The sequence below is a fragment of the Rhodococcus koreensis genome, from assembly GCF_017068375.1.
Taxonomy (GTDB): Bacteria; Actinomycetota; Actinomycetes; order Mycobacteriales; family Mycobacteriaceae; genus Rhodococcus_F; species Rhodococcus_F koreensis.
In genome coordinates this window covers 3683206-3695115 of the sequence record NZ_CP070609.1, presented here as the reverse complement: position 1 = coordinate 3695115, position 11910 = coordinate 3683206, and the positions used below count along the sequence as shown (strand labels likewise).

Annotated in this window: 11 protein-coding genes and 1 pseudogene; 3 read left to right on the top strand and 9 right to left on the bottom strand. The window is 65.0% G+C overall.

Annotated elements, in window-relative coordinates; translation table 11 throughout:
* Positions 1-30: 30 nt before the first annotated feature.
* Complete coding sequence (locus tag JWS14_RS17010) at positions 31-846, bottom strand: FadR/GntR family transcriptional regulator (protein ID WP_206013868.1); 816 nt, start codon at positions 844-846, stop codon at positions 31-33.
* A gap of 784 nt (positions 847-1630) precedes the next feature.
* Between JWS14_RS17010 and JWS14_RS17005 the strand changes: the two genes are divergently transcribed.
* Positions 1631-4024, top strand: a complete 2394-nt coding sequence (locus JWS14_RS17005; RefSeq protein ID WP_241031376.1) for an ATP-binding protein — start codon at positions 1631-1633, stop codon at positions 4022-4024.
* Between the two features lie 122 nt (positions 4025-4146).
* On the opposite strand, the gene JWS14_RS17000 is transcribed toward JWS14_RS17005, so the two are convergent.
* From JWS14_RS17000 to JWS14_RS16965, 8 genes and pseudogenes are all read right to left on the bottom strand, one after another.
* Positions 4147-4836, bottom strand: coding sequence for a class I SAM-dependent methyltransferase (locus JWS14_RS17000; protein WP_241031375.1), 690 nt, complete (start codon positions 4834-4836; stop codon positions 4147-4149).
* A 56-nt stretch (positions 4837-4892) separates the two neighbouring features.
* On the bottom strand, positions 4893-6122 hold the full coding sequence (locus JWS14_RS16995; protein WP_206013867.1) for a cytochrome P450: 1230 nt from the start codon (positions 6120-6122) through the stop codon (positions 4893-4895).
* Positions 6123-6196: 74 nt separating this feature from the next.
* Positions 6197-7042: a DUF4097 family beta strand repeat-containing protein gene (locus tag JWS14_RS16990; protein ID WP_206013866.1), complete on the bottom strand. Its 846-nt coding sequence runs from the start codon at positions 7040-7042 to the stop codon at positions 6197-6199.
* Positions 7043-7341: 299 nt separating this feature from the next.
* A pseudogene (locus tag JWS14_RS16985) lies at positions 7342-8219 on the bottom strand (FAD-dependent oxidoreductase).
* Between the two features lie 56 nt (positions 8220-8275).
* A complete protein-coding gene (locus JWS14_RS16980; RefSeq protein WP_206013865.1) occupies positions 8276-8569 on the bottom strand; it encodes a putative quinol monooxygenase in 294 nt (97 codons plus the stop codon).
* 246 nt (positions 8570-8815) lie between these two features.
* Positions 8816-9061, bottom strand: coding sequence for a hypothetical protein (locus tag JWS14_RS16975; RefSeq protein ID WP_072946741.1), 246 nt, complete (start codon positions 9059-9061; stop codon positions 8816-8818).
* An 88-nt stretch (positions 9062-9149) separates the two neighbouring features.
* Entirely contained in the window at positions 9150-9479 is a 330-nt protein-coding gene (locus JWS14_RS16970) for a branched-chain amino acid transporter permease (RefSeq protein WP_206013864.1), read from the bottom strand.
* Positions 9472-10212, bottom strand: coding sequence for an AzlC family ABC transporter permease (locus tag JWS14_RS16965; RefSeq protein WP_420855116.1), 741 nt, complete (start codon positions 10210-10212; stop codon positions 9472-9474). The genes JWS14_RS16970 and JWS14_RS16965 overlap by 8 nt, the downstream gene beginning before the upstream one ends.
* An 80-nt stretch (positions 10213-10292) precedes the next feature.
* Between JWS14_RS16965 and JWS14_RS16960 the strand changes: the two genes are divergently transcribed.
* Both JWS14_RS16960 and JWS14_RS16955 read left to right on the top strand, forming a co-directional pair.
* On the top strand, positions 10293-10733 hold the full coding sequence (locus JWS14_RS16960) for an Lrp/AsnC family transcriptional regulator (protein WP_005254660.1): 441 nt from the start codon (positions 10293-10295) through the stop codon (positions 10731-10733).
* 49 nt (positions 10734-10782) lie between these two features.
* Positions 10783-11757 carry an ERCC4 domain-containing protein gene (locus JWS14_RS16955; RefSeq protein ID WP_095861656.1) on the top strand — a complete coding sequence of 325 codons (975 nt, stop codon included), beginning with the start codon at positions 10783-10785 and terminating at the stop codon, positions 11755-11757.
* Positions 11758-11910 lie beyond the last annotated feature (153 nt).

The following is an 11910-nucleotide window of genomic DNA, read 5'->3' as shown; positions in this document are numbered from 1 at the left end:
AGTTCGCGATGCGGCAACGAGACCCGCGTTCTACTGCGCAACGTCACGCCACTTCACGGGCCGCTCGTAGGCCTCCGGGTACCGCCGTTTTACGAACTCATGAAACTCGCGCATATGCCGGCGCATCGCCCACCGGGCGCCTTCGGGGTCGCCAGCACGGATCGTGTCAGCGATAGTGACGTGTGCCTTGAGCACAGCGGCGCGATTCTCGATCGAGTAGCTGACACCCAACGGCATGCCATCGGTGATCTGGTGAAGCGACACGATAAGGAGGGTGAAGAGATCATTCCCCGCTGCGGTAGCGATCGCAGCGTGGAACCGGTCGTTTTCCGCGCGAAAGTTCTCGTCGTTGTCGAGGAAGGCTTCCATCCCAGCTATGGAGTCCGCGATGAGCTCTCGGATTTCCTCTGACGCACCTACGGCGGCCCGCCCTGCCAGCTCCGGCTCGAGAATCTCGCGGGCTGCGATGATCTGACTGAAGGGCACGGCTCGAAGCTGCAGGAACAGTCCGAGGGAGCCGGCGAGATCGTGGGCATCAGGATCCGCAACAAAGGGGCCGCCTTGGGGCCCAGCTTTCATTGTCAGAACCCCGCTCATCTCCAGGAATCGCAGCGACTCACGTAGCGTTCCGCGACCCACCTCGAAGCGGGCGACCATGTCTCGTTCGCTCTGCAACCGTGTTCCCGGCGCCAGTCGGTCATCGGTAATGTCATCGACGATGAGCTGGGCGATTTCAACGGCAGCCTTGTGGGATCGCCGGCTCTTGGTTCGCCGACGAGGGACTCGGTCTTCGTGGATAGCTTTACGGACAGGCGTGGCCCGTGAATCGTCGGCGTTAGCGGGCATGGCGTCGCCTCCGGGGGCGCACAACGATGCCACGTGCCTGTCCAATCATAGTATTAATGGTACCGCAGGCCCATCGTGAGTTCGGTAGCGGTCCAGGGTGCTGTCCCCATCCATCGCCTCCCTACGGACCGCGGAGCGTGCGGGTACCTTCCGGCAGGTTGCGGGGATGTCGCAACCTACGGGGTGGAGACGCTCCCTGACGGATGCGGCACTGCTCCACTCCGGCCTCCGCGGTGGTGCTGATCGCGACGTTGTAGTTGGCCCTACGAACGATCGCGTCGAACCTTTATCCATGGTCTGGCAGTCATTGCCCAGGATCGACTGACTTTGAAAGCGAATCCTCATGATCGGCAGTCACCTACTCCACTACCGGCGATCCGCGGCGGAGTATTGCTGTCCAGCAACGAAAGTGGGCGAACGGCAACTTCGTCGACCTGGCGTGCTTGCCGGCGATTTCGCGCTGCTGTTGTTCCAGGGCTGACCCATGATCTGGATGTCTTCGTCAAGGCGGCTGAGCCGTACCACCCCGGAGGGAAACACAAGCATGTACGCCCGCTACGCGCCAGCGCAAGGACGGTTTGGGATGGTCCTAGATTCAAGGCGAATGCCAGGACGAACGGGGTCGACGCGCCACATGAGGTCGCGCATCACCGACCAATGATGTATGCGGGCCGATTCACACGAGATCCAACCGGCGCCGGTGGGGACAATCCGATGCGCAGGACGGAGATTTCCAGCCGAGTCAATAGGGACTGTAATTCCGGCGGGCACAGTCCGACAACCCATGCCAGGTGAAGGCGCCAACGGGTACGGTTGTGTGAAGAATCTCGACGAGAGTGACGATGGGATGGCAGCCGGCGTTCGGAGCAATTTAGGAAACTTGCCCCTAGAACTGACTAGTTTCGTCGGTCGTCGCCATGAAGTAGCAGAGGCAAGACGGTTGCTGTCCTCCTCCCGCCTGTTAACACTGACAGGAGTTGGAGGAGTCGGTAAAACAAGGTTGGCTTTGCGGGTTGCGGCGGAGGTGAAGCGCGCATTCCGTGACGGAGTCTGGCTGGTAGGACTCGGCGACCTGCGAGACCCCGTTCTCGTGCCGGACACCATCGCTACCGGTCTGGGACTTAGAGAACAATCATTTCGCCCGACGTTGACAATGCTGGCCGAGTATCTCAGGGACCGACAACTTCTGTTGGTCCTGGACAATTGTGAGCACCTCGTTGACGAGGTCGCGAAGTCCGTCGAAACGCTGCTCACATCCTGTTCGGACCTGCGTATCCTGGCCACGAGCCGGGAACCGCTCGGTATCGGCGGCGAATCCGCAATGAGAGTTCCCCCGCTGGCGGTACCGGATCCGTACCGTTCAGTTTCCTTACGAAGTCTTCCGCGATACGAATCCGTGACCCTCTTCGCCGAGCGGGCTGCAGCCGCACTCCCGGGTTTCGAGCTAACTGAGGACAACCAGCTGGCGGTCGCCCAAATATGCTCCCGCTTGGAAGGTCTCCCGCTACCCATCGAGCTGGCGGCGGCGCGGCTCAGAGCGATGTCGGTAACGCAGATCTTGCAGCGTCTCACGGACCGATTCAAATTGCTAACAGGTGGCAGCAGGGTTGCGCCAGGCCGTCAGCAGACTCTGCGCCTTTCCATGGACTGGAGCTTCGAACTGTGCACCACGCACGAACGACAATTGTGGGCCCGATTGTCAGTGTTCGCAGGAGGATTCGAACTCGATGCGGCGGAGGAAATCTGCGCAGACGAATTGAATTCCGGACGATTGCTCGATCACGTAGTTTCGCTCGTCGACAAATCAATTCTCATCCGAGAGGAGCCCGGCAAGGTCGTGCGGTACCGGCTTCTAGAGACGTTGCGCGAGTACGGACGTGAGAAGTTGCAGGAGGCAGGGGAGGATTCGCAGCTTAGGCGTCGCCACCGCGACTGGTACAAAAAGATGGCGCTGCGGGCGGAGGTGGAATGGATAAGCCCGTCACAAGTGGAGCTGATAACGCGATTGCAGCGAGAACAAACGAATCTTCGTGAGGCACTCAAATTTTCGATGACAGATCCGACTGAATCGGAGTCGGGCGTGGAGATCGCCGCTGCCCTCTATCCGTTCTGGCGTTTGCGTAGTCCTTTGGGTGAGGGAAGACATTGGCTTGACCTCGCCCTCGCCAGTCAGGGCGGCCAACCAAGTACCGGACGAGTCAAAGCGCTCTGCGCCGACAGCATGTTAGCCGGAGTGCAGGGGGACCTCCGCGCAGCTGCGGCTCGCATCGAAGAGGCGCGCGTCGTCGCAACCAAGATCGGCGGTGACGAGATGGGTGCGCTCGTCACCTCCGATGAAGGGCGCCTGTCGCTGTACGCCGGGGACCTCGCTCATGCCGTCGCCTGTTTCGAGTCCGCTGTCAATTTCTTCCGCAAGGGCGGCAACATTCACAGAGTGATTGGCGATCTGCTCGGACTCGGACTGGCCTGCGGACTGAACGGGGACATTGAACGAGCGGTCGCATGTCACGAGGAGGTGCTTTCACTCGCCGAGCCTCGCGGCGAGTCTGTGTACCGGTCATATGCACTGTGGATCCTTGGAATGCTGGTTGCGCAGCAAGGTGACCCTGTTCGCGCCACCACACTGCTCGAACAAGGCCTGCAACTCACGCGAGTCGTGGATGACCCTCTTACCTCTGCATGGTGCTTGGAAGCGCTGGCTTGGATCGCTGCGGGTGATCAAAGGGCGCAACGCGCCGCCATACTGTTGGGAAGCGCCGAGTCCCTCGGGAAGAAGGTCGGCGGCCGCACCGCCATTGTTCCGAATCTTCTCCTTTATCACGAGGAGTGCGAACGCCGCACACGTCGAGTGCTCGGTGACCGGGCATTCCAATCGGCCTACGCGCAAGGCGAGGCTTTCGGCTACGAGGAAGCCCTTGCTTATGCGCTCGACGAGCAGTTCCCGACAGCGTCGCCAGCTTCAACCTCAGATTCGACGACTCTGACCAAACGGGAGCTGGAAGTAGCCACTCTCGTTGCACAGGGACTCACAAACAGAGCAATCGCCACGAAACTCGTGATATCCCAACGCACAGCACAAGGGCACGTCGAGCATGTCCTTGCAAAACTCGGATTCACCTCGAGGGCGCAGATCGCGGCGTGGATGGTCGAGCAAACACATGACGAACAGAACTCCTAGTTCTTCCCGGGCGTTCTCGCAGCGTCACGCGTAACGACGAGACAGGTCGGGAGTTGTACGCGTTCGCCTCAGGCCTCCGTACCGCTCCACTGACGTCGAACCTGCGCACCAGGTCCCCGCATTCAGCGACGACTTGACGATGGCCTGCGCGCGGAGTCTGCGGATGCCGGATCAGAAACTGACCGCGGCGGAGTAGGAGGACGTGGTGTGGGCCGCGTGGCCTTTGGTCTCGGGGCTGGTTGGTGTGATGGTTGCCCACCGCGCCTGTGGGCGCGCAGGACCACGTCGTGGGTGTGGTGTGCGCCCGCGCCGCCGCTGATCGAGCGTTCCCGCACTTCGTTGACGTCGGTGTGCCAGCTGTTATCGAGTAGCGCTGCCACATCACCGGGTGTGACCCACTCATCGGGTTCGAAGCCGTGCTCGCGTGCCGCGGCCGCGTCGCGGATGTCGTGGTGCACGATCAGCAGGGTGCCGCCCGGTGCGACGGCGGAGATCAGCGCGCGTTCGGCGGCACGGTCGGCGGTTATGCGCAGGGCGGGGTACTGGGCTGAGACCAGGTCGAAACCACCCGCGGGTAACTCGGCATCGAGCAGTCCGCTCAGCACCCAGGTGATGTCCACGTTTTCCCTGTCTGCGTGGGCCCGGGCCCGGTGGACGGCGATCTGCGAAATGTCCAGCGCGGTGACGGCCCATCCCTGGCGGGCGAGCCAGAGTGCGTCGGCGCCTTCACCGCAGCCGACGTCCAGGGCGCGTCCCGGGCGTGCGCCGGTCATCTCGTCGACGAGTGCGCCGTTGGGTTCTCCGCTCCACACGCGATCGCGCTCGCTGTAGCGCGCATCCCCCGTGAGTACTTATTGACCGCCCGACGTTAATAAGTACTCACGGGCCGAAGGCACACCGGAAGTTCATGCACGCCATAGATGTTCATGTCGGACTTGAGCTTCACCTCGCCCGCCGGGACGGCGAGTTCGAGATTCGGGAAGCGGCGCAGCAGTCCCTCGAAGCCGGCGCGCATCTCGAGGCGGGCCAGTTGCTGGCCCAGGCACAGGTGGACGCCGTGGCCGAAGGACAGGTGACCGCGGGCCTTGCGGTGGATGTCCAGGGCATCGGGGTTGTCGAAACGCAGGGGGTCGCGGTTGGCGGCCAGCAGGGAGACGACGACGGTCGATCCCTTCCCGATCGTTTCGCCGCCGAGTTCGATGTCCTCCGTGGCGTAGCGATAGAAGATGTCGGCGACGGCCAGGTAGCGCGTGAGTTCCTCGACGGCATCGGGCATCAACTCCGGGTCGGCGCGGAGTTCGGCCAGCTGCTCGGGGTGCTCCAGGAGCGCGAAGGCGCCCAGTGCCAGCATGTTGGCGGTCGTCTCGTGGCCCGCGAGCAGCAGCAGGAATGCGATGCCGATCAGCTCCTCGACGGTGAGGTCGTCGTCGCGGGCCAGGTCGGACAGGATGTCCTCGCCGGGTGCGGCACGTTTGAGCGCGACCAGTTCGGCCAGGTACGTGGTCAGCGCGCCGTACGCGGCCATCTTCTCGTCGAGCGCCTGGTCCTTGACCAGGAACTTGGCCGTGTTGACCTGGAAAGTCTCCCGGTCCGCGTAGGGGACGCCGAGCAGTTCGCAGATCACCAGCGACGGCACCGGCAGTGCGAACTCCTTGACCAGGTCGACCGGCTGGGTCAGGCGCGCCATCTCGTCCAGTTGCCGCTCGACGACGTCGACGATGTGCTCCTCGAGTTGCTTCATGCGTCGCACGGTGAAGGCGCCGGTGAGCTTGCGCCGCAACCGGGTGTGGTCGGGCGGGTCCATCGCGATGAACAACCCCGGGACCTGCGGGGACGGCTCGGTGGCGGCGGGCATGCCGGGCGTCTCGTACGGCACGTGCAGAATGCCGATGTCCGGGCGCGAGCTGAACCGGGTGTCGGCCAGAAGCCGGCGGACCGCGTCGTAGCCGGTGACGAGCCAGCCCTCGTGACCGTCGGGGAAGACCAGCGGACTGACGGGTCGAGCGTCGCGCAGCCGGGTGATTGCGCTGGGCGGGTCGAACGGTCCCGCATCGCGATCCATCGGGAGGCCGTGCGGGACGGGAACGGTTCGGCTCATCGGATGTCCTTCTCGTGCCGGGTGAGTGTGCTTGACGGTCATGGGTTCTCCTGTACTCCAGGGCCGGAAATGGATCAGGAACGGCGGATCGTGATGCCGCCGAACGAGGTGTGCGCACGCACCTCGGCCGTCCTGTCGGACGCCGCGGGCCGGGTGATGTCGTCCAGCGCGTTGTGTACCCGCCCGAACTTGGACTTCACGTCCAGCCGAGCGGCGGTGCCCTCGGCGATGCCGATCTCCAGGTCGCCCATCGCGGTCCCGACCTCGACCGAGCCGTGGGCCACGTCGGCGATGCGAATGCTGCCGTTGGCCGTCTTCGCCTCGACACTCGCGCCGGCCCGGTCGACGGAGATGGCGCCGTTCGCCGAGCGCACGCGGACGTCCCCGGTGACCGCGGCGATCGTGGTGTCGCCGTTGGAGTTCTTCACGACCACGGAGCCCGCGGTCTCGCCGATGCGTACCTTCCCGGAGCCGGTGCGGATCTCGGCGTTGCCCGCGACGCCGTCCGCGGTGACGTCACCGGCCGCGGTGTTCACGCGCAAGGAACCGGTCCGCTCGAGTCGGACGTTCCCGGCGGAGGTCTTGAACGTGCACTCCCCGAGCCGGCCCGTGCCACTGAGGTTTCCCACCTGCAACGAGCCGGATACCCGTGAACCGCTGGGCAATTCGATCGACACGTTCACCGACCGGGTCTTGCGGGAGAAGTCGAAGGCGCGCGCCTTCGGTCCCGTGACCTGAAGAACGCCGTCCGCGTAGTCGACGCGGACGTGCTGGGCGGCCTGGACGTCCGACTCGTCGGAGTCGTCGCTCGGATGCACATCGACGACGGTGTCGGTCCGGTCGCTCGCGGTGATCCACACATTGCCGACGCCGAGGCCGAGCGTGACGGAAATCGGTTCGGGTGTCTCGAAATTGGGCATGGTTGTCCCCTTCGTCGTGGGTAGGTGGCACGTCTCGCAGGTCGGGGACGTGGTGTAGCGGGATGCATTGGCCGCATCCTCGATCGGCTCAGCCGGTGGTGCGGTCGCGATGTCTCTCAAACGAGATCAAGTGCATGGCACCACTATGGCACCATGTTGGCATCAACGCAAGACCTAAGTGGCTCACCACGTGGATGGCGCGGCACCACGCAGTGGCTATCGACTGAAAAGCTGCTGTTCAGGAAGCGGCCGGGTCAATCGGCGATGACTGCGGCGAAGTCCTCGGAAGGTCCGGACGGTCACTGTCCGGGATCGGGCCGTGCCTGCAGCGTCGGCGCGGCGGCGGCCGGCAGCGCGTCGCGGTCGCGGTTCAACGGGGGATAGACGCGTTGGGTGTTGATGGTGATCTTCGTGGCTTTGGCCTGCGCGCCGCGCGTCACCACCTGGCGATCCCACCCCTCGGTGTACACCGCGCCGGCCGGTCCGAGGTCGAGAATCAATCGTGGCGTACCAGGGGATCCGGAGCGGCAACATCGGCTCCCCGAGTAGATCGCCGACGACGTTGTAGCCCGCGTAGCGGCCCATCGGGCGCCCGTGCTGGCACGACATCACCGACAGGTGGCCCTCGTCCACCCGCGCCGCGGCGACGTCACCGGCGGCGAACACTCCGGGCGAGCCGATCACGCGCAGATAGTCGTCGACCGCCGCGGTCGCCGCGCCCACGCCCGCTCGGCCGTTGGACGGTGTGGCCAGGTGACGCTGCAACTTCATCGCGCCGTCGTATGTGTCCACGTCGAAGCCGAATTCCCGCAGACCGGGGATGTCGGGCTTCGCCACCCGACTGCCCAGCGCCAGGACCAATCGGTCGTACCGCTGCGTGCCCCTGCCCCGTCGCCCGAGACGGTGACGGTGCGCGCCGCGGTGTCGATCGCGGTCACCTCGGCGGCGATGCCCCGACGCCGACGGGGTCGAGCAGGTCGCTCAGCGGGATGCGGCACGCGCTCAGGTCCGCCTAGTAGTTGCGGACCCGGATGTCGTGGAAGGGCATCGCGCTGATCACCGTGACATCGACGGTGCCGGCTGCGCCGAGTTCGTCGAGCCGCCGCGCGGCTCCCAGCGCGGCCCACAAACCGGCGAACCCCGAGCCGAGGACGAGGACGCGATCGGAATCGGTCACCCCGCCATCGTGCCAGGTCTACGCCGCGACGACTGCCGGATCGCGATCGTGCGCGATCATTCGCCGAACAACGCCCGCTCGTCGGCGACGTCGTACTCGGCTACCGACGCCGTGAGCATTGCCGCGCCCTGCTCGTCGCTGGGGCCGCTGCTGCGGAAGGCATCGACCGCCGCCTGCGACTCCCAGCGCTCGAAGATGTTGATGCGGCCATGGTCGATCAGGTCGGCCGAGATGGCGAAGTCGAGGCAGCCGGCCGCGCCGCGCGCCTGTTCGACGACGCTCACGCAGCCTGCGAGGTAGGACTCGCGCTGCTCCGGTTCGACGGTGATGTGTCCGGCGACGATGACCATGGGTTCGCTCCCGGTTCGGGTAGTCGGACGCTTGTTCCGGAGTCGGGGTGATTCCGGGGGCGCGGAATATCGCGGAATATCTCCGAGGACGGTACTGTTGAACCCGCTGACGGTGTCGGACATACCCCGGGTACCACATTAAATTCGTCGCCGAGAGCGACCACTTGCCGAGAGGCGATATGACGGCACCGTCGCAGAAGCCGCCGGCACCCTCGGGTGCCGGCGGTTTTCGTTGTGCGGTGGACCTTACTGTTCCTTCTTTTCCTTCCCGAGGCGGGCGGCGAGCATCGCCTTGCCCAGATCGCCGCCCTTCCGGCTCACGGCCTGGGCGCGGCGGAAGAAGTCGGCCAACTCGGCGTCGCCGTCCATGTCGGCGTCGGAGATGTAGCCCTCGAGACGCAGAGCGTTGCTCAGTGACGCTTCGACGAACCAGATCAGGTTGTAGTCCTTGTCCCGTAGACCCGTCACCGAACCAACTTCTTGTTCACTCATCAGTGCGTCCTTCCCGAGAAACGGCCGACTGTCTTGTGGTTCCTGCCTACCCGTGTGGTTGCATCGTAGAACGTGAGGCGCGCCGGGCTCAGGCGAATGCCCAGTTCATCAGGACGACGTACAGACCGGTCCCGACGACGATCGAGAGCACCGCGTTCTTACGCCACAGTTGTACCGCGGCCGTGGCCCCCACCGCGATCAATTCGGGGATCCCGTGCGACGGCGCGGTGACGGAGACGTTCTTCAGCGAGTACGCCACCAGGATCAGCATGATCCCGGCAGGCATGTAAACACCTAGGTAGCCGACGAGCGCGGACGACCGCATCGGCATGACGATCGCGAACGGGATCGCCCGCAGGGCGAACGTGACCACCGCCATGATCGCGACGGCCGCGAGGATGTAACCGGGGTCAGGCATCGGCGGGCACCTTTCTCCGCGTGACGAAGTATCGGACGACGAGCAGGCTCACGAATGCGCCCATCGCGATCGGCAGCATGTGTTCGGCGTCGACGAGTCGCGCGGTCAGGGCGCATGCCACGGCGATCGTGGGAACCGCGAAACCGCTCTGGGCCCGGATCGCCTCGATGGACAGCACGACGAACAGTGCGGTCAGCGCGAAGTCGAGTCCGACGATGGTCTCCGGGATCCACTGCGCTGCAGTCGCTCCGAGGATCGCCCCGCCGATCCAGTACGCGTGGAGGTACAGCTGCGAGTACACCATGACCCGGCCGGTCATCGACCTCCGGTCGCCGGTGACCGACATGGCGTACGCCTCGTCGGTCAGCGCGAACATGCTGTAGAACCGGGCGAGCCGGCCCTTGACCCTGTCGAGGGGAAAGCTCAAGGCGTAGAACACGTGCCGGAAGTTCACCAGCAGCGCGGTCAGCGCGATGTAAGGGAGGGGCGTCAGGGTGGCGACCATGCCGACCGCGATGAATTCGAGGGAACCGGCGTAGATCAGCGAGGTGAAGACCATCGCCCACCAGGGGTTGAGTCCCTGCTGGACCACGAGCACCCCGAGGGCGATCCCCAGCGGAATCAGTCCGATCCCGACGGGGAGGGATGCCTGCAGGGCCCGACGCCATTCCGGCGTGTGCCGGTGGTCGGGGTCGACGACTGCGGTCGCGGCAAAGGGGGCTGGATCGATCACCACGCAAATCTATAGCAACTATCCCGGTGCGCGATTGCGAGCGAATGCCCATAATCGGCCCTGTGCGCAATAATAGTGCGATGGATGATATCGATCACGCAATTCTCGACCACCTGCGCAACGACTCCAGTCTGACCAACACCGAATTGGCGGACCTCGTGGGTCTGACTCCCTCCCCGTGTCTGCGCAGGGTCAAGAAACTCGAGGCGGACGGCGTCATCACCGGCTACCGCGCGATCGTCAGCCAGGAGGCGCTGGATCGGGGATTCCAGGTGATCGTCACCGCCGAGATCGGCGTGAACGATCAGGCGACCATCGAACAGTTCGAGTCCCGGGTCGCCGCCTTCGACGAGGTGATCGAATGCCGGAGGCTGTTCGGGATCCCCGACTATTTCATCCGGGTCGCGGTCCGCGACCTCGCGACGTACGAGAACTTCATGGCCACGAAGCTCAGCGGGCTCCCGGCGGTGTCGCGGGTGACGTCGCTGATCACGATGAAGACCATCAAGAGTGCTGACTGACCGGCCGCGAATCGGGTTTGTCCCGCGTCTGGTCCCCTATTCTGGCGATATGCCCGACGACCTGCTGATCGCGCGGAATCCGGAAGCCGGCTCGACGCTTCCCTACCTGGTGCGGGTTCCGCTGGGACCGGGCGGCATCGTCGTCAAGGCGAAGCAGCCCTGGCCCCGCGAATCCAAGGTCTACTGCCACCGGGCCGACGAATGGCCCGCCGACGCCGAGATCCTGGAGCGGCTCGAGGTTCGTTCGTGCACCCGGCGAGGCCCCGCGATCGACCTGGTGCTCACCCGTGCCCGGGAGAACCGCTCCCAGTTGGTGATGACCCGTGCGCGGGGCCGGGAGATGATCTTCTGGCAGTCGCCGCGCACCGCGAAGCAGGCGAGGCCCGCGGTCACGGTGCCGACGGCGCGGGCCCACGGCCGCGTGCTCGACATCGTCGTCGACACCGCCGAAAAGTATCCGTACACGTTCGGGAAGCAGCAGGCGACCACGGTTCGCCGACGGCTGTCCGCGGGAGATTACGCGGTCGAGGTCGGCGACGAGATCGTGGCGGTGGTGGAACGCAAGACGCTCGAGGATCTTGCGGCGAGCCTGCTGTCCGGGCGGATGACATACGCGGCGGCCGAGTTGAGCGCATTGCCTCGGGCCGCCGTGGTGGTCGAGGACCGGTACAGCCGGCTGTTCAAGCTCGAACACGTCAGCGGAGCCAGGGTCGCTGAGGCGCTGGCCGAATTGCAGGCCCGGTTTCCGGCGCTGCCGGTGACGTTCTGCGAGACGCGGCAACTGGGCCAGGAGTGGACCTATCGCTGGCTGGGCGCCTGCCTGCACGAGTGGGAATCGGCTCGGGCGACGAGCGATCTCGAAACGACGTTCGCGACGGCCCCGTCCGTGGCGCCCGCGAAAGTCGACGTGCAGCGCCCCGCGGTCGTCCGCGACTGGGCTCGGGCTCAGGGGATCGAGGTGTCGGAGAAGGGGCGGATCCCGGCAGCGGTGATGCGCGCGTTCTCGGCGGCTCATCCGCAGTGAGAGCGTGACCCTGCGCACCCATCGTCCGAAAAGGTAAAGAGTCCTTTACTATGGGTGGCTCGTACTCCGATTACAGAGAGAGCCATGACCAGCGCTTCGCGCCCCCGAAGACCCAGCCCGCCCCAGAGTGGTCACCGCAGTCCCGGACGCACG